This is a genomic window from Myxacorys sp., assembly GCF_059501405.1.
In genome coordinates, this window is sequence record NZ_JCACCM010000175.1 from 21,497 (window position 1) to 39,568 (window position 18,072).

At 49.4% G+C, this 18,072-nt stretch carries 20 protein-coding genes; 10 read left to right on the plus strand and 10 right to left on the minus strand.

The genetic code is table 11. The annotated features are described in order from the left end of the window. Window positions 1-40 precede the first annotated feature (40 nt). From AC5I6P_RS24845 to AC5I6P_RS24860, 4 genes are all read left to right on the plus strand, one after another. Window positions 41-1,345, plus strand: coding sequence for an FGGY-family carbohydrate kinase (locus AC5I6P_RS24845; RefSeq protein ID WP_495696453.1), 1,305 nt, complete (start codon window positions 41-43; stop codon window positions 1,343-1,345). Between the two features lie 81 nt (window positions 1,346-1,426). After that, on the plus strand, window positions 1,427-1,807 hold the full coding sequence (locus AC5I6P_RS24850; protein ID WP_495696454.1) for a hypothetical protein: 381 nt from the start codon (window positions 1,427-1,429) through the stop codon (window positions 1,805-1,807). Between the two features lie 16 nt (window positions 1,808-1,823). Next, complete coding sequence (puuE, locus tag AC5I6P_RS24855; protein WP_495696455.1) at window positions 1,824-2,732, plus strand: allantoinase PuuE; 909 nt, start codon at window positions 1,824-1,826, stop codon at window positions 2,730-2,732. A 226-nt stretch (window positions 2,733-2,958) separates the two neighbouring features. Next, window positions 2,959-3,285, plus strand: a complete 327-nt coding sequence (locus tag AC5I6P_RS24860; RefSeq protein WP_495696456.1) for a DUF760 domain-containing protein — start codon at window positions 2,959-2,961, stop codon at window positions 3,283-3,285. Between the two features lie 22 nt (window positions 3,286-3,307). Here AC5I6P_RS24860 and AC5I6P_RS24865 read toward each other — a convergent pair whose 3' ends face one another. Continuing rightward, the gene (locus AC5I6P_RS24865; protein WP_495696457.1) at window positions 3,308-4,486 is read right to left on the minus strand and encodes an HhoA/HhoB/HtrA family serine endopeptidase; all 1,179 of its coding nucleotides are present in this window, start codon (window positions 4,484-4,486) and stop codon (window positions 3,308-3,310) included. A gap of 184 nt (window positions 4,487-4,670) precedes the next feature. Here AC5I6P_RS24865 and psbQ point away from each other — a divergent pair, with 184 nt between their 5' ends. Next, the gene (psbQ, locus tag AC5I6P_RS24870) at window positions 4,671-5,123 is read left to right on the plus strand and encodes a photosystem II protein PsbQ (protein ID WP_495696458.1); all 453 of its coding nucleotides are present in this window, start codon (window positions 4,671-4,673) and stop codon (window positions 5,121-5,123) included. Between the two features lie 57 nt (window positions 5,124-5,180). After that, the gene (locus AC5I6P_RS24875; protein ID WP_495696459.1) at window positions 5,181-6,275 is read left to right on the plus strand and encodes an NAD(P)/FAD-dependent oxidoreductase; all 1,095 of its coding nucleotides are present in this window, start codon (window positions 5,181-5,183) and stop codon (window positions 6,273-6,275) included. 347 nt (window positions 6,276-6,622) lie between these two features. Here the strand turns inward: AC5I6P_RS24875 and AC5I6P_RS24880 are convergent, their stop codons facing one another. The 5 genes from AC5I6P_RS24880 to AC5I6P_RS24900 are packed head-to-tail and all read right to left on the minus strand — an operon-like array spanning window position 6,623 to window position 10,398. Beyond that, entirely contained in the window at window positions 6,623-7,972 is a 1,350-nt protein-coding gene (locus tag AC5I6P_RS24880) for a Caspase domain-containing protein (RefSeq protein WP_495696460.1), read from the minus strand. A gap of 31 nt (window positions 7,973-8,003) precedes the next feature. Further along, entirely contained in the window at window positions 8,004-8,846 is an 843-nt protein-coding gene (locus AC5I6P_RS24885; RefSeq protein WP_495696461.1) for a M28 family peptidase, read from the minus strand. Then, window positions 8,846-9,247 (minus strand): type II toxin-antitoxin system tRNA(fMet)-specific endonuclease VapC, encoded by a 402-nt coding sequence (gene vapC / locus AC5I6P_RS24890; protein ID WP_495696462.1) that lies wholly within the window; start codon window positions 9,245-9,247, stop codon window positions 8,846-8,848. Before vapC ends, AC5I6P_RS24885 begins: the two co-directional genes overlap by 1 nt. Further along, a complete protein-coding gene (locus AC5I6P_RS24895) occupies window positions 9,231-9,497 on the minus strand; it encodes a hypothetical protein (RefSeq protein ID WP_495696463.1) in 267 nt (88 codons plus the stop codon). The genes vapC and AC5I6P_RS24895 overlap by 17 nt, the downstream gene beginning before the upstream one ends. A 16-nt stretch (window positions 9,498-9,513) precedes the next feature. Beyond that, window positions 9,514-10,398, minus strand: a complete 885-nt coding sequence (locus AC5I6P_RS24900; RefSeq protein WP_495696464.1) for a PhzF family phenazine biosynthesis protein — start codon at window positions 10,396-10,398, stop codon at window positions 9,514-9,516. Window positions 10,399-10,596: 198 nt separating this feature from the next. Between AC5I6P_RS24900 and AC5I6P_RS24905 the strand changes: the two genes are divergently transcribed. Next, window positions 10,597-11,976 (plus strand): septal ring lytic transglycosylase RlpA family protein, encoded by a 1,380-nt coding sequence (locus tag AC5I6P_RS24905; RefSeq protein WP_495696465.1) that lies wholly within the window; start codon window positions 10,597-10,599, stop codon window positions 11,974-11,976. Here AC5I6P_RS24905 and AC5I6P_RS24910 read toward each other — a convergent pair. Next, window positions 11,963-12,610: a Crp/Fnr family transcriptional regulator gene (locus AC5I6P_RS24910; protein WP_495696466.1), complete on the minus strand. Its 648-nt coding sequence runs from the start codon at window positions 12,608-12,610 to the stop codon at window positions 11,963-11,965. The genes AC5I6P_RS24905 and AC5I6P_RS24910 overlap by 14 nt on opposite strands. A 175-nt stretch (window positions 12,611-12,785) precedes the next feature. On the opposite strand from AC5I6P_RS24910, the gene AC5I6P_RS24915 reads away from it, so the two are divergent. Further along, window positions 12,786-13,493: a J domain-containing protein gene (locus AC5I6P_RS24915; RefSeq protein ID WP_495696467.1), complete on the plus strand. Its 708-nt coding sequence runs from the start codon at window positions 12,786-12,788 to the stop codon at window positions 13,491-13,493. A 62-nt stretch (window positions 13,494-13,555) separates the two neighbouring features. Next, window positions 13,556-13,822, plus strand: coding sequence for a DUF3143 domain-containing protein (locus tag AC5I6P_RS24920; RefSeq protein WP_495696468.1), 267 nt, complete (start codon window positions 13,556-13,558; stop codon window positions 13,820-13,822). 19 nt (window positions 13,823-13,841) lie between these two features. Here the strand turns inward: AC5I6P_RS24920 and uppS are convergent, their stop codons facing one another. The 3 genes from uppS to lysA all read right to left on the minus strand — a co-directional run bounded on the left by uppS (window position 13,842) and on the right by lysA (window position 17,162). Then, window positions 13,842-14,600, minus strand: coding sequence for an undecaprenyl pyrophosphate synthase (uppS, locus tag AC5I6P_RS24925; protein ID WP_495696469.1), 759 nt, complete (start codon window positions 14,598-14,600; stop codon window positions 13,842-13,844). A 68-nt stretch (window positions 14,601-14,668) separates the two neighbouring features. Next, a complete protein-coding gene (gene cdaA / locus AC5I6P_RS24930; RefSeq protein ID WP_495696470.1) occupies window positions 14,669-15,643 on the minus strand; it encodes a diadenylate cyclase CdaA in 975 nt (324 codons plus the stop codon). Between the two features lie 136 nt (window positions 15,644-15,779). Next, entirely contained in the window at window positions 15,780-17,162 is a 1,383-nt protein-coding gene (gene lysA / locus AC5I6P_RS24935) for a diaminopimelate decarboxylase (RefSeq protein WP_495696471.1), read from the minus strand. Window positions 17,163-17,269: 107 nt separating this feature from the next. Here lysA and rimI point away from each other — a divergent pair, with 107 nt between their 5' ends. Then, window positions 17,270-17,995 (plus strand): ribosomal protein S18-alanine N-acetyltransferase, encoded by a 726-nt coding sequence (rimI, locus tag AC5I6P_RS24940; RefSeq protein ID WP_495696472.1) that lies wholly within the window; start codon window positions 17,270-17,272, stop codon window positions 17,993-17,995. Window positions 17,996-18,072 lie beyond the last annotated feature (77 nt).

An 18,072-nucleotide genomic window follows, 5' to 3' on the forward strand; every position in this document is an offset into this window, starting at 1 on the left:
TAGAGATTGGATAGAGATTGGTTCTACGTTGCGTTCTTTTATGGATTGTTATCTCGGTATCGATTTTGGAACTTCTGGCGCACGGGCGATCGCCATTACGGCTGCTCGAGAAATTCAAGCTCAGGTGAGCGATCGCTTTGCAGATTCTGCACGACAGAATTTAGCAGACCATTGGCAAAGCGTCCTGTTTAAGTTGCTAGCACAACTGCCCCAAACCGTGCGATCGCGACTCCAAGGAATTGCCATTAACGGAACCTCAGCCACCGTTTTATTGTGCGATCGCAAGGGGCAACCAATCACAGAACCCCTGTTGTATCACGACGATCGCGGCAAGCAAGTTCTCGATCGCGTTGCCGCGATCGCCCCTCCAGATCACACGGTTCTGAGTGCGACCTCTAGCTTGGCAAAACTAGTTTGGTGGCGTCAGCATTTAGACAACTTCAATGCAGCCCACTATTTCTTACACCAAGCGGACTGGTTAGCCTTTTTGCTACACGGAAAACTTGGCATCAGCGACTATCACAACAGCCTGAAACTGGGATACGACGTAGAAAAGTTGCGCTATCCCGATTGGTTAGATCTGCCAATGCTGCCGGAGGTAATGGAACCAGGACAAGCGATCGCGCCAATTCTTCCTAATATTGCAAATCACTTCAACATTCCTCACAATTGCTGCATTCATGCGGGAACCACCGATAGCATTGCGGCATTTCTAGCTAGTCAAGCCACAACGCCTGGAGACGCGGTCACCTCGCTTGGCTCGACGCTTGTTTTGAAGCTGCTGAGTCATACTCGTCTCGAAAATAAACATTACGGCATTTACAGCCATCGTTTAGGAAATCTCTGGCTGGTGGGCGGCGCGTCCAACACAGGCGGAGCCGTACTAAAACACTTTTTTTCAGACGAAGAACTTTTAGAACTGAGTAGGCAAATTTCACCCCAACAAGAGAGTCCATTAGACTACTACCCACTACTAAAGCCGGGAGAGCGATTTCCAATTAACGATCCACACCTGCTACCAAGACTAGAACCGCGTCCTAGCGATCGTGTCAAGTTTTTGCACGGTTTATTACAAAGCATCGCTCGCATTGAGATGCAGGGCTACAGCCTGCTAGAATCTTTGGGCGCGACCTCGCTACGGCAAATTTTTACGGCTGGAGGGGGAGCGCAAAACTCAACTTGGACTGCCATTCGCGCTTATCAGTGTCGTGTTCCCGTTCAGATCGCCTCTCAGACGGAAGCCGCGTTTGGAACTGCCTTACTCACCCTTCCTCAGCGTGACTCAACAAGCCATGATGAGGGAAGGAGAGATCAGCGTCTCGGAGGGAATACTGAGAGAAGCTGAGGAGAATTCACTCTACCGACTACAACAGCCATGTGGCGAAAGCTGAAAAACGTCTTTCTCAGTTTGAGAACCTATTCCGATATGAGCCCTGATCTGGGCTTAAGGCGACAGATCGATCAGACCTTACGATCGCGCTCCCCTCGAAGTTTTGAGGAGTGGTATACCTGCTTTTGGAGGCGGCTGGGTGTGTCAAAAGATGTTGCCGCCTTCGTCTATGACCAGATGGAAGAGTATTCCGGGTTACCATTTTCGCAAGTTTTACCGAGCGATCAACTCTCTAGCGATCTTCACCTATCGTTGGTGTGCTGGTTCGATTGGGAATGTACGCTATGCGACGACTTCCGCGATCGCTTTGGCATAGACATTCACGATTGCTTTGATCCGTATGCTCTCTCTACCGTCAAAGATTTAGTTGTCTTTCTAAATCAACAAGTCATTCGAGTAAATTATTCTCAATCATAATTTACTCCCTCAGCAAATGACGTATCCCAGAGATTTGATCGGTTACGGACGCGATTCGTTTGACCCGCGCTGGAAAGATCAGGCGCGAATTGCCGTTCAGTTTGTGATCAATTACGAAGAAGGCGGCGAAACCTGCACGCTTCATGGCGATCAAGCGTCAGAAGCATTTCTTTCAGAGATTGTGGGAGCAGAACCGCTTCTAGGCGTGCGTCACATGAATATGGAATCGTGTTACGAGTACGGTAGCCGCGCTGGATTTTGGCGATTGCATCGGCTGTTTACCGAGCGAGGAATTCCAGTCACGGTTTATGGTGTTGCTATGGCGCTAGAACGCCATCCAGAGGCGGTTTCAGCAATGCTCGAAGCTCAGTGGGAAATCGCCAGTCACGGGTATCGCTGGATTGACTACAAATACTTTTCAGCCGAAGCAGAGCGATCGCATTTGCAGAGCGCGATCGCCATTCACACACAGGTCACGGGCAGCCGTCCTCTGGGTTGGTATACAGGACGCAATAGCCAGCACACGCGCCAACTGGTGGTCGAGGAAGGCGGCTTTCTTTACGATTCAGATAGCTATGCCGATGATTTGCCCTACTGGACGCATGACTTTGGCAAACCCCATCTCGTGATTCCTTACACGTTAGATAACAATGACATGCGGTTCGCCACCAATCAGGGCTTCAATTCTGGTGATCAGTTTTTTGCCTACCTGCGGGATGCATTTGATCTGCTGTACACGGAGGGTGGGACGGCTCCAAAGATGATGAGTGTGGGGCTGCACTGTCGATTAGCCGGAAGACCTGGACGGGCAGCCGCGTTAGCACGATTTTTGGACTATGTGCAGCAGCGCGATCGCGTCTGGTTATGTCGTCGCATTGACATTGCTCACCATTGGCATGAAATGTTTAGCCCCCTATCCTGCTAGAACAACAGAATGCGAATAGACATTATTTTTTCCTCATTGCTTGTAGCAGTTTGTTGTCTAGCGACCTGCGATTCAAGGAGTTGCGCCTGCCGCTAATCGCACGCCTATATTCATCATTCCTTCAAAAAGGGATTGATTTCACCCATCTTTAAACCTCTCCTGAAACACAGTGGGCGAATTGTGTAAGAAATGCCAAAATGATCGGATATCTTTCTTAAAGAACCTAATGGTATTTAACTCCGACAGCGCGAATTTTCTTCATAACAATGTAGATGCAGCAGATGCAAACGCCCTATTGCGGTATCTCCAGCATCAGCCGCCAGAAGTTTTAGAACGGGTGGCTCGTTCGGTTAGCCCCCAAGTAAAGCAAATTATTTCTCACAATGTGCAAGGATTAGTGGGCGTTTTACCCGCAGAAGGATTTAGCGTCAAAATTAGTACCGATCGCGAAAACCTCGCTGGGTTGCTCGCCTCTGCAATGCTAACTGGCTACTTTCTCCGTCAGATGGAGCAGCGTATGGAGTTAGACGGCTCTATCGATGAGGATCTTTAACCCTTTTTCAAGTCGATGTAGCTCATTTAGCGGGATAAGCTCCCGGACGGACTTGAAGGGTTTGAATTTGATTGTTCCGTTTAATTTCGACTTCCAATGCGGTTCCGATATTGCTGGCTTCTACACGAGCTTGGACATCAGAAGCCGTTTGAACAGCCGTTCCGCCAATTTTTTGAATGATGTCGCCGGGTCGTAAACCCCCTTGGGCGGCTGGAGAGTTTTCAGCTACTCTGGCCACTAGAACGCCGCGATCCTGATTTACTTTTACATCTGATGATGACTCTCGCTCTAGCTCTTTGCGGAGGCTTGGCGTTAGGTCAACCATTTGAATTCCTAAGAACGGATGCTCAACCCGCCCTTTGCTAAAGAGTTGCTCGAACGCTCGCTGCGCTGTTTCGATCGGAATGGCAAACCCTAATCCTTGAGCATCCGCCCGAATTGCGGTATTGATGCCAATGACTTCGCCGCGATCGTTGAGCAAGGGGCCGCCCGAATTGCCCGGATTGATTGCCGCATCGGTTTGAATAAAGCTGACTCGCTTATCGGGCACGCCGACTTGACTGCTGGAGCGATTTTTGGCGCTGACAATGCCTGCTGTCACTGTGTTATCGAGTCCGAGCGGATTACCAATCGCGATCGCCCACTGCCCCGGATTAACGGTTGCTGATTTACCTAATACCACCGTGGGTAAACTGCTCGACTCAATTTTGATGGCAGCAACATCGGTTACGGGATCGATTCCGAGGACTTTTCCGGTAAATGAGCGCCCATCTTTTAGCGTCACTTCGACCGTATCTGCCCCCTCTACCACATGGGCATTGGTGACGAGCCGACCATCTGCTGTCAAGATAAATCCTGATCCTGTACCCCGTTCTACCCGATCTTCGGGAGCGGGTAGCTGCTCTCCAAAAAATCGCTTAAACACAGGATTGCGGAATGCTTCTGGAGCGTCGCTGGCAACTCGGCGGGTGGCGTTGATGCGCACCACAGCGGGTCCTACGCGATCGACGGCATTAGAAATAAAGGTGGCGTCTGTGGCCTTGTTGCCTGCAACGAAGACCGGACTTGAGGGCGCAAGCTGAAAGGTTAATGGCTGCTTTGCGGTGCGATCGCTAAGATAGCTATTAGCGACTAACCCCGCTCCACCTCCGACCGCTAAAAGAGAAACACCGAGCGCTAACTGCTTGAAAGACAGCATCATATCCTAACCGCTTCTATTCGTTCTTAAATCCTAATCTAAGCCGAGCCGTACCGACCGCTTGAGCAGGGTATAGCTGGTCTAAAAACTCCCATCTGCTCCTCCTTGTCCCGTTCACGTTTTGAGATACACTTCTTTACAAGAAGACAATTAACTCAAGAATTTAGATTCGTCAATCACGAGTGTTATGGCAAACTATCGATCTATTTTGGCTTCAGTTCTAGCGATCGTCGCCGTTCTGTTTATTTGTTTTAGCGATCCGGCAGTGGCAAAGACAGTTAAGAAACTGACGTACACCCCTCAGCAACTTGAAGAGATTCAAACCTCGATGAGCGACGTTGCGGAGATGCGCGATCGCTTTCCTGAACTCAAGGCGCTCATCGATCAGAAAGATGACATGTTTACTCGTAATTTCATTCACGGCCCCTTGGGAGAACTGCGGGTCAAACTGAGCAGTGTGGCGCGGAATCTGTTACCGGATGCTCAGAAACAAGCGCGTCAGCTTGCTAAGGATGTTGCGAATGATCTCGTGAGAATCGATCAGGCGGCGGCGTCAAGGGATTTTACGCTGGCATCTCGGTACTACAATGAGACGCTAAAGGATTTGGATGCGTTTGAGCAGTTGTTGCCCAAAAGCTAAATTGTGACTGGGGTGTAGGGTATGGGAAAGACTCGTATCCTGCATCTCTTTTAAACTATGGCGAAAGTAACGATCGCGGGATGTGGCATTGTTGGCGCTACGATCGCGTATGAATTGAGCAAAGTTCCAGACTTCGACGTGACGGTTGTGGAGCAGCAGCCTGCACCTGTTGAACCGGATTTGAGTGTTTGTCCAAGCGCTACAGGGGCGGCACTCGGCGTGTTGATGGGGGCGATTAGCAAGAAAGAAAAGGGAAATAACCTACGGATGCGGTTGGCTGGCATCCAGTATTACGAACAGACGGTTCCAGAGTTAGAAGCGCTGACTGGACTAGCGATTCCGTTTAACCGTCAAGGTATTGTGATGCTCCAGTTTGAGCCGGATTTGTCGGTTTGGGAGCGGCTGATCAGGATTCGAGAGCAACAAGGGTGGATGCTGGAGATTTGGCAGCGCGATCACTTGCAGCAAGAGTTCCCGTTTCTCAATCTTGATCAGGTTTCGGCAGCCATTTATTCTCCTCACGATCGTCAGGTGAATCCTGTTGCGTTGACTCGTGCGCTCATCGCGGCAGCAAAACTGAATGGAGCTACGTTCAAGTTTAATACGAGCGTTAGCGGCGCGACGGATCGGAGCGTGCAGACCTCAAACGGGGATATTGCCAGCGATTACTTCATTATTTCGGCGGGCTTAGGGTCTACCGCGCTAACCGCTGCGTTAGCGACTCCGGTTGATATTCGGCCTGTGCTAGGTCAAGCAATTGAGATTCGGTTGAAAGAACCGCTCTGCGCCAATTGCACCTTGCCAGTGATCAGCGGAAATGATGTTCATCTTGTTCCATTGAGTGAGACGGAGTATTGGGTCGGCGCGACAGTGGAATTTCCAACAGAAGCAGGCTTGTCCTTACCGCCAGATGGCGCGATGTTTGAGGCAGTGATGGATCAAGCGATCGCATTTTGTCCTGCGATCGCTCAAGCCGAGATAATTCGCGCATGGTATGGGGTGCGTCCTCGTCCTCAGGGGCGACCTGCTCCAATTATTGAGACGCTTCCAGGCCATCCCCACATTTTGTTGGCAACGGGACACTATCGAAATGGAGTACTGCTTGCTCCTGCTACAGCCGCAAAGGTCAGAGAGACAATTTTGGGGAGTTGAAGCCGAAGGCTCGGGTTCTGAGCCTGAAGTTCCGCCTTCTGAGCCTGGAGTTCCGCGTTCTAGGCTTGAAGCATGAGGATCCGAAGGCGAAGTTCCGCGTTCTAGGCTTGAAGCATGAGGATCTGAAGGCGGAACTTCAGCATCTGAAGCTGAGACTCCAAGCTTTGAACTCGAAATCTCAGAGTCTGAAGTCAACCGCTCTACTGTTGAAGCAAAAATCTTTCGCCCCCACCCTAGTTCCTCTCCCAAACATGAGAGAGGAACTAAGAGTTTCGGTTTCCTCTCTCCGAAACTTGAGAGCAATTATCTTAAATGTCCATCGAATTACGCCATCTCACCCAGTTTGTTCATTTAGCCTTGGATTGCTTCGGCTGAATAGCATTGCGAGGTTTAGCATTCGCTTGAGTCGCCGCTTTTGCGATCGCCCAATTACCCGACTCGCACTTTAGTAGACGATTCAGCGTCGCGATCGCGCTCTGATCTTTAGAGCTTTTCACCCGATACTCCATCGCCACATTGATGAGTTCCATCGAAAGCCGCGTGATAAACGCCTGATCTTCCTGTGATTTCACCGTTCCTTCTTTGAGTGACTTTACGTTGCCAGTCAGCGATCGCCCCAAATCAAACCCATATTTCTGACTGATCGCATTAATCACATAGCGCTGTTCAGGACGCGCAATCTTTGCAAGAGGCGCGATCGGCTGCGTCAATAATTTTTCTCGCAGAGTCCGATTCGTCACTTGCTCTTGCAGCCACGCTTCAGACGTTGAAATGGGTAGATCAGTGGTTTGCTCATCCACTTTGGCAAAGGCGTGAGCTTCGGCATACGATACGCGACCATCTTTGTTGTAATCGGCAGACGCGACAGATTTTCCAGTGCGATCGCGCCCGCTTAATCCTGCAAAAAAGCTTGAACTATAATCCCGATAATCCGCCTCGTTTACTTCAGGGGTACATCCGACCGAAGGTTGAGTCTTAATTGTGGCAAAAAATCCGCAGCGCGTCTGAAGCGCAACACCCCGATTAGGATCACCTGCTTTGTAGATCAAATTGGCAAACGAACCGGAATAGCACTGAGACATCATCGTGACAAACGGCAAGTTCTGAGGCAATTGATCGAGCAGTTGCGTAAAATCTTGCACCGACAACGCCTCATTTTTCCATAGCATCAACTGATTGTTGTTATGGTTTGATTCGTTCAACACGCCGTGACCTGTGAAGTAGAAAAAGATAGGCGACGACTGCTTGCCAGCTTCGCGCATCCAGGGTCTGAGGTTGTCATAGGTTGACGCCCCCTGCAAATTTGGAATGTTGGGTGACTTAAATTTCTCGCGATCGGCATCGATATACCGAACGGTTTTCTCTCCAGTCGTGCCGTTGGCGAAAAAGATGGGGGGGATTGAAAATCCCATCTTCTTCAAGGTTCGCTGAAAGTACAGTACGTTCTTCTCAAGGGCAATCTCATTGTACGAAGCCGCACCTCCGCCCCCAAACACGCCAAACGTTTGAGACGCATTTTTCTGAAAAGCGAAAGCGTTTTTTTGAGAAGCGCTTTTCTGACAAGTCTTCTCCGCATGCGAAACAGATTGAACGCGATTAGGATGGCGTTCGGATTGATGGTGTATGAATTGAGAAACTGCTAATGTTGCGCCTACCGCACCCAAAAAAAGTGCCCACTTTTGCATAAGTTTAACCATTGCTGCCGGGTTAAGAGCAATTGTACCCAAGCTATAGCAGACGGACACCGTTCGTTAACCCCTGACAGACGCGAGTGAGAAAATCGAGGTTGAGCGTCTCAATGCGATCGCTCGGTTTGTGATAATGCGGATTCCTCATATTTGCGGTATCTGTCACCATGATGGCTCGGTAGCCCCGATCCCAAAAAGCCGCATGATCGCCGCGTCGAGCATCGGGTAAAAGCTGACCTTTCATGCCCGCAGGCAGCCATTCTGCCCCAATGCCGCCCTGACGAATTGTGCGACTGAGCCGGATCAAATCAGGAATGGTCGGCAAGTTGCCAATCAGCGCAATGAAATTTCCTTCTGTTGGATAGAAGCGCTCTAATCCAGCCGGGTAGTTTTGCGAATTGGGTTCTGAGGTAGCGTAACCGAGCATTTCCAAGGCAATCATCAGTCGAAGCGGTTCGCCATTTAGAGCGTTTGCATACTGCACATTGCCGAACGTATCCGATTGGGTATAAATCTCTTCCATATCGAACGCGACGAATCGAATCGGCGATCGCGCAGGTTGCTCATAAAACGCTTTCGCCATTTCTAGCAAAACCGCTACTCCCGTCGCGTTGTCATCCGCTCCAGGAGAACCCGGCACAGCATCATAATGAGCGCCAATCAGAATCGGCAGACGCTTTTGATCCTTAGCAGCCGGAAGATTCAGAATGAGATTCGTGTGTGTTCTGCCATTTACCTTAAAGTTATGAGACTGAACGCTGCCCCATTGCTCAAAGTGCTGACGAATATATTGCTGAACATAGAAATGTCCTTGCGTTGCAAAATAAGGGTCGCGATCGCGCACTAATTCACTCAAATGCGACTCTAGCCTTTCTTTTAACATTACCTTTCCCAATCTTCATAGCGTAATTCATTCACACGATTGAATTCACGAGTGTTGTGAGTGACTAGGATTAGATCATTGGCAAGTGCGATCGCTGCAATTTTTAGATCGTTTGGACCGATAGGAGTACCGACAGATTCTAACTCTGAGCGAATTTGCCCATAGATCAAAGCAGACGCGTCATCGAAAGGAAGAGAGATAAACTGATTCAAAAACGCTTGCTGCTTGACTAACGTACGGTCTGGATTGTTGCTTTTCATTGCGCCATAAAATAGCTCTGCTTTGACAACAGAACACACAACAATTTCAGACGGAGGAATCGATAATAGGCGCTGACGCAAGCTGGAAACTCGACGATTCAAATAAACAATGCACGTATTTGTGTCAATCAGGTATGTCATTGAAAGCGTCCCAATCTCGTTCTTCAAATTCTCCTTGTGGTGGACGAGTCATTGGATCGTCAGCAAGACAACCTGCTAATGCTAAAAATTCAGGCGACCAGCCAAGTTCTTCGGGGGGTTTTTCAGGACGTTTGACAACAGGTTGGAAGATAACTGTCACCTCTACTTGCTCATCTTTCATCAGCGTTGGAATATCGAGATGCAGTACACCATCAGAATCCGTGCTTAACCGTACATGAATTTCGGACATAGTGCCTCCAATCTGACTAAACAAACTCTCCTTTTGCTACCAAGATAACTCTGCCACCTACAAACACTCGAATTTCCTCCGGCTCTTTCTGCGCATTCAGCAGCAGCAACGATGGTCTTCCCATTTCATAGCCTTGCTCAACTCGAATATCGATTTCTGGCGTTCCAAAATACTCGTGTTGCACTAAATATCCTGCAAGGCACCCGTTTGCGCTTCCGGTTGCCGGATCTTCAGCCACGCCTAAACCATCGGCAAAGACACGCACACTCAAGTCATTCTCAGAACGATTGGTTTCAGGACAAAAAATTAGAATTGCTTTTGCCTGAGTCGTTTCGATCAGCTTGAAAAACCGTTCTTTGTTGACTCTGGCTTGCTGGAGAGCCGTATGCGTTTTGAGCGGCGCAATGATGAAGGGAACTCCGGTCGAAACTTCTGCGATCGGGAAGCGATCGTCCATTTGCGATGCCTCAAGATTCAGAATTTCAGCAATCTCGGTTAACTCAAATCGTTGTCCAAAGACTGGAGAATTTTGGCGCATCCACAGGACATCGGGGCGCTGATCGTGATAACTGATCGTGACGGGAATCTGCCCCACTTGAAGATTTAAGGTGATAGCGTCGATCGCGCGACCCATTATTTCCTGTTGCAGAACAAAAACAGTGCCCAAGGTCGGGTGCCCAGCGAAAGGAAGCTCCTGTTTCGGAGTAAAGATGCGAACGGGGAATCCGCCCTCCTGCGGCTCCTCAGAAACAATAAACGTCGTCTCCGAATAATTCATCTCATTGGCAATTTGCTGCATTTGTTCAGAAGAAAGCTCCGCCGCTTGCCGAAACACCGCTAACTGATTCCCGGCATACTTCTGTTCTGCAAAGACATCAACAATGTAAAAGGGCAATCCCATGACGTTACTGGTAAAAAATTATTTCTAATTCTTCCATAGTGCTGATCCCCAAATTCTATATCCGAGCTAGAAAGCTAGAATTGCTCGCTTTGTGTAAAGAAAACTTACTTTCTAGAGGTAGATCTTTTCGTTTCACAAAAACTTTATAATTGCTCCTGGCAAAACTGTATTGATGTTTACAATTTTATTAGCTGTGTCATGTTGATCCTTGGACTTGTTTGGGTCGCCTCTTGGTTTGGCGGCATTTCTTCCTTAAGTGGAAAGCTGCTAGAAGCACCCCAGTACTGGTCTACTGTGCTTTCTAGTAACACGTTTTCTAGCGCGGCAACTAGCACTACCAAGCTGCAAAGGATTGCAGTATCTCAGGATGCTTCACTGTCCAGTCATTCACCTCTCAAGATTGTTTCTGTCAAGACTGTTTTAGGCTCTATTTCAGATTCGGTTCGCTTCAACTTCGCCGCATCTGACAGAAAAAATCAAAATCAAGCCACCAATTCGTCTTTTGATGATTCAGACGGCTGGCTCGAAACTGTTGAAGATCTGTTAGTCAACGCGGTTTTCGATCCAGCGTCAGAGGAGAATGCGGCTTCTCCCGTGCCTCCCTTCTCCTCTGACAAGGCTTCAGATTCTGAGGCCGCGATCGCAACTGAGCAGGCGTCCGAGACTTCGATGGAGGCTTGGCTAAAGGCGGCAGAAAATCTACTGCTGGGGTTTCCTAGTTTAGCCACTGAGGTGGAAGACGACTATTCTTCAGTGTCAGTCATTGAAGTAGGAGATGACGATGAAATTTTGAGTCCTAACCCGGAGGCACAGAGCCAACCGCTTCTAAAATGCGCTACGTCGCAAAGCAACCCCTCAGAGCCATCCGCACTGAGGGGTTTTCAAGTTTGGGTGCAAGATTGTCTCGTGGCGATCGTTCCTGAGCAGCAGGTAGCAGACGCGATCGCAGATGCCGTCACCCCGCTTGTAGAAATGACCGACATCAATCCCGCTGACCTACAGCCTGCGGTAATCGATGGGAACGCGGTTGGAAAATTTGGCGATCGCACGCTATTCACAATTGATCAATCTTTAGCCGATCAGATCGGGCGTCCGGCGGAACTGATTGCGATCGACTGGATCAACAATATTCGCATCTCGCTGGGACATCCGCCGCTACCCCTAGCCGAGGCGCAAGTGCAGATGCACCAACTCCAGCCCACCAACGCGAGTATCGATGGCAAAGCCTCTTGGTACGGACCTTATTTTCACGGACGACAAACAGCAACCGGCGAAATTTTCGATCAAAATGCTTTGACTGCCGCTCATCGCTCATTACCCTTTGGAACCTATCTCAAAGTGACCAATCAACTGAACGGCAAAAGCGTTGTGGTGCGAGTGAACGATCGAGGCCCCTATTTTGATGAGGATGAACGGGTGATCGATCTATCCAATCGAGCCGCGCTGTGCATTAGTAGCGACGCTCACGGAGTTGTACCGATCGAAGCGGTAGTGCTACAACAAAGTCCTGCTTCAAACACCGCTTCTAAAGAAGGAACTCAAGTTTCCTTATCCCCCAATCGCGCTATTGGCTACTAGCTGCTTTTAGGCTCGGGTGCTGCAAAATGATTTGGCGGTTCGACGCAATTTTTATCCATCCTTCTTGCCGGAGTTGACCAAACAGGCGAGTGACGGTGACGCGGGTTGTGCCGATCGCATTGGCAATTTGCTGATGCGTCAGTCTGATGTTAAGCCGAACCCCTTCAGTTCCAGGTTGCCCGACTTCATACTGAAGCAGCAGCAGGAATTGTTTGAGGCGTTCTTCCACGCGGCGGTAGCCTGCTAAGGCAAGAAAAGCTTCGGTTTGCTGGAGCCGCCGTCCCAGATGTCTAAAAATCCCTTGACTTAATGCAGGGGATTTTTCAATTTCAGTCAAGGTCAGACACATCAAATCGGCATCTGATAGCGCGATCGCATGATATGGAAAAATCCCAGTTAACGGCAGTCCAAACGGCATAGATGCCGTCACCACGCCCAACAACGCTTCATCTCCCGTCGGGTAGAGTGTATTCAGCGACACAATGCCTCGGCAGACAATCCACACCTCATCGGCACGCATTTGGATGGGTTGACCACTGCGAAAGGGTTGTAGGCTCCGCTCTCGATAAAGCTGCTCCAGTAACTGACGAAGATCGGGGGGGCTAGTCAAACTGGATGTGAAGGATTGGATCATGGAGGACCTTCCGTAATCAGGTTCCACGTAATACTGTAAAAGCTAGACTTCAAGACAAGGTAATCGACAGGTTAACGTTAGAAGCAATTTCTGATTTTCTGTTCGCTCGTTCCTAGAGCTTGCCGTCTCTTCCTGCGATTACAATAATTGAAAGGCGGATCAGGCAGGGAGTGACGTGACTCAGGATAAACCAAATTCTGGCAGCAGCGGCAAGCGAGCGCCTTATCAGAAGGTGGCGGGTTCCAATTACTACACGCTTTTGGGGTTACATCCTGCGGCGTCGGTGCGCGAGATCCGGCAGACCTACCGGGAGTTGAGCAAACTCTACCACCCGGACACAACAGCGTTGCCAAGCGCGATCGCCACCGAGAAATTTCAGCGAATTAATGAAGCTTACGCCACTCTCAGCAATCCCGATCGCAGAACGGCTTACGATCAGAAGATAGGCTATTCCCGTGTTGTCGTCGCTCAACCTTTACCGACTCTAAACAAGCCCCAGCCGAGTTCGTCAGCCTATTTAGATCCAACCGATCGCCCCCTCTCAGCAGGAGAAATTTTTGCGCTGTTTATCTTGGGTCTGACGTTTGTGGCCTGCTTAGTATTGGCGGTGACGATTGGTTTAACGAGAGGCGAAGCAGCGTTTAAGCCATTGGTTGCTCAAGATCCGGTGATTCAAGAAGCGTTTGAAATATTGCAGCCTCCTTCAGACAGCGGCGGGGCAAAACCAGAAAGGTTTTCTCCGTTGATAGAAACACCAATGAATCTAACTCCCAGTTCAGCCACCGCAACTGACCCGGCAAGAGCAACTTTTGAAGGAAACACGCCGAAACCTTCAGAGACTGCTCCGGTAGAATTTGAGGCCGTCGCCAAATTTAACGATTAGCCAAATGTAATAATTGAATCTAGTCGTTCACTACCCCATCCTTAGCAGCTATCCCTTACCCTATGACTCTTCCCCCAGCTGATACTCCCCTTTACAATCATCCCCTCCCTCAGATTGAATCTTGGCTGACAGATCAAGGCTGTCAGCAAGATTCAGATGAACTTCATTGCTGGACAATAGAGCGTTCAAAGTGGCAAGCAGAACTCTGCTTGGATGTAGATCAATTAACGGTGCGCTATCTCAACGTTGAAGGTCGGGACTTGCAGCGCTCCTTCAAATATTCGCTCTCCCGCCAAGACCTCGAAGACGCTATCTTTGGCGGACCTTAGTACTCTAGACAAGTCTGTATTAGGCTTTACCAACCTTTCCAAAGCGTCGCTCACGGCCTTGATACGACGCTAGAGCTTGATGAAACTCATGCCGATCGAAGTCAGGCCAGAGGGTATCTGTAACGTAAAGTTCGGCATAGGCCGCTTGCCACAGCAGAAAATTGCTCAGGCGCATCTCACCACTCGTCCGGATTAGCAAGTCCGGATCGCAGACTCCAGCTGTGTAAAGATGCCGATCAAACAGACTTTCATCAATGTCGTCTGGTTGAATTAAGCCTTGTTGAATTTGAGCGGCGATCGCACGGCAGGCCCGCACAATTTCTTGCCTCCCACCGTAATTTGTCGCGACTGAGAACGTAATGCCCTGATTGTCTTTTGTTTCCAGCATCGATCGCTCAATCTCTGCCTGCAAACTCGTGGGCAGCGCATCTAAGTTGCCCACAAAGCGAATGCGGACATTTTCTTCTTTCATTTCGCGCAACTCTTGGCGCAGCACCCGCTCAAACAGCGTCATCAAGAAATCGACTTCTTCGAGTGGTCTACCCCAATTTTCGGTCGAAAAAGCATATGCCGTCAGCGCTTGAACGCCCCAATCTCGGCAGCAGCGCAGCAGATCTTTTAGCGTATCCACCCCACGTCGATGTCCCATGATGCGCGGAAGACCTTGACGCTTTGCCCAGCGTCCATTTCCATCCATAATCACAGCAACATGTTTAGGCAAGCGATCGCGATGCAAATCAGTCGGTAATTCTTGTAAAGTCGAGGGCTTCGCAGTCATTGTTTTCGAGCAACCGAGGGTGAGTAGTCAAGCCGTTCGAGCAATCGAACATCAACAGAAACGGGAATTTAGAACTCTGAATCGCCAGGCTTTCGCCCATCACTGACCTTGGGTTTAGCTTTACGAAGCTCTACCGAATTGGGTAACGTCCGTTTTTGAAACAGCCGTGAGAACAAGGATAATCCCTTGGTCATCAAGCGGCGAATGAACGTTCTTAGATTTGGAGCGACAGGTTCGCGATCGCCCGAAAACGAGAACTTCGCTTCTAGTAACTCCTTCAATTTACTGCTCGTGAGGGGACGATTTAGAATTCCACGTTCTGCTAGTGAAATTGACCCCGTTTCTTCAGAAACAACAATACAAATACAAGTTTCTACTCGGTCAGTCATTCCCATCGCGGCACGATGACGAGTGCCAAGCTGCCGAGACGCTGTTTTCTCTGATAGAGGCAGAATCACCCCTGCTGCCACAATGCGAGAGCCACGAATGAGAACGGCTCCATCGTGCAGCAGCGTTGTCGTTTGAAAAATCGTTTGCAACAACTCTTTTGAAAGTTCCGCATTCAATTTTACGCCTGGAACTGAGAAATCGCGCTCATCGATTGGGCTACCGGTTTCTAGAATTAAAAGTGCTCCTGTTCGATTTTGGGATAGCTCTTTGATCGCATCAACAATTTGATCCGTCACACTGTCCGATCCGGGCAAGCTGCGGCGAGACGGTTGAAACAGCTGCACGATTTCTCCTCGTCCAAGCTGTTCTAAAAATCGTCGGAACTCGGATTGCAAAATGAATGCCATCGCTACAGCTGCACCCACAACCAAGTTATTGAGGACAAAGCTGAGCAGTGTCAGGTCAACCCGACGACTGATTGCTGCCGCCAGCATCAGAACAATAAAACCCCTCACCATCCAAAGGGTGCGACGCTCTCCAATAATGATCAGCATCATGTAGGTCAGTGCCAACACCAACCCGACATCGAGCAAAAACCGAAGATTTTCCAGGTTAAGCAAGAACTGGAGATTGTCTAGAGTGAGAGCTAACAAGGACGGTATCCTGTCAGGAGCAGTTGGGAAGAAGAGGGATGAGGGATGAGGGAGGAAGGATGGAGGAGAAAGAACGAGAGAGATAGGAGTCGTTCTGTATTCCTAGACAGTAGGTTCCTAGTTCATCCTTACATCGTTATTTCAGATGGGCAGGAAGGCGATCGTAACGAATCAAATCTTCGTAGGTTTCCCGTTGCAAGATGAGAGCCGCGTTGCTATTGCCGACCAAAACAGCCGCCGGGCGAGCCAGTCGATTGTAGTTAGACGACATGCTGTAATTGTAAGCTCCGGTTGCCATGACAACGAGAGTATCTCCGGGTTGAGTTGGAGGGAGTGTCGCGTCTTTAATTAGAATGTCTCCCGATTCACAGTGCTTGCCGGCGATCGTCACCGTCTCGGTCATGGGTTCTGACATGCGGTTGGCGACGATCGCCCGACAAATCGACTGATACGTAATCGGACGAGGATTATCAGACATACCGCCATCGACACTCAGATAGGTGCGAATGCCTGGAATCGTTTTCTTGCTACCGACTGTATATGCGGTCACGCAAGAAGAGCCGATCAGAGAACGTCCTGGCTCTGCTAAAACTTTAGGCAAAGGAATATTAGCGGCTTGACACGCTTGAATGAGTCCATCACAAACCGTTTTCACCCATTCATCGATACTGGGTGGATCGTCGCCTTCGTTGTAGCGAATTCCTAAGCCGCCGCCCACATTAATTTCTTTGATCGTGAATCCGTGCTGTGTCGCTTTATTCAACCACTGCACCATCACACCCCCTAAATCCTGATGGGCTTGCAGTTCAAAAATTTGAGAGCCAATGTGTGCGTGCAAGCCAACCAGCGACAAGGATGGATATTGGCTGATGAATTTGAAGACCTCCTCAACCTGATTTGGATCAAAGCCAAATTTACTGTCGATGTGCCCCGTGCGAATGTATTCGTGGGTGTGGCAGTCTAGCCCTGGTGTGATCCGCATCATGATTTGGATGCAGCTGTCGGTTTTCAAACTCGCCAGCGTCTCGATCTCCAAGCGGTTGTCTACCACGATCGTACAACCCGACTCGACAGCAAATTTGAGTTCACTCAGCGATTTATTGTTGCCATGTAAATAGATCTTTCTGGGGTTCGCTCCGGCTTGCAGTGCGGTGAAGAGTTCGCCGCCCGTTGCAACATCAATTCCTAATTCTTCTTGAGTAACGATCGCGCAAACCGCTAGACAGTTCCAAGCTTTCGAGGCATACAGCACTTGAGATTCGCCAGGATAGTAGCGTTTAAATGCGTCCCGATATTGGCGACAGGCTGTTCTCAGGGAAGCTTCATCCAATATGTAGAGAGGCGAGCCAAATTGCTGAACCAGATCTGTTACATCGTAACCTCCAATTTCTAAATGGTCGCGATCGTTGACCTTTGCAGTCAACGGCACTAGAGACTGATTTGGAGAGCGCTCTGGTGTAATGTCGGTTAAGTATTGGCGACCTGTATTTTGCGCCTCTAAAGCGTGAGTCGATACCATTCTTGTTGCGTCCTCGATCGCTGGGGGCGGGTGACTTGCCCATTTAAACACTATGTTACCCAGTGTACAATTGAGGGCTGTTGATTCGGAGTCGAATTTAACGCGGCGTGACCTCGATTAAGCTTCAGCCTCTTGACCACACTCTTCTTCCGGCCGCGCTCCAGTTGGATCACCTTTGCTTTGGTGGTTTATGGACGCTGGACGGCTATCAGAGAGAATTAGAAAGCCCAAATAGCGACTTACTGGCGATCGTTCCAGCACCTTCAACCCCTGATGAAGAAGCAGTTGTCATCACTGACATCACTGAAGAGCGGAGCGAATTCCTCGTTAACCCAAAAGTTAATCCAAAAGCAAATCTTTCAACGAGCCGCCCACGTGCTACATCTGCGACCCCATCCGCTGCCAGCGATCCCCTGCTCGGACTTGGCTGCTATTGGGCAATTCTTGACGAAGCTCACATCACAATTTTGGGCATTCATCCTGACTACCAGCGACGCGGACTCGGGCACCTTATGCTATGTGCCCTCCTCGATCGTGCCCGCCAACGCGACATGGCACGCGCTACCTTAGAGGTCAGAATTTCTAATCAGTCCGCTCTATTGCTATATCAAAAGTTTGGATTTCAAATTGCAGGACAGCGTAAAGGTTATTACACTGATACCGGCGAAGATGCCCTAATTCTATGGCGCGGCAAACTTCAATCGACTGAGTTCGGCACGCTTCTGACAACGCAATGGACTGAAATTCACCATCGTCTTACGCACCACCATTGGTCACTTCAGCTTGGTTTAGAGTTGTTAATAGCAGAGAACTCTACCTTGACTTATCCCTAAGCTTTCGCTGACAATCTGCCTTTGGCTATAAATTTTTCTTTTTCTTGGCTCGACCGAACGAAAGAGATCGGTTATCG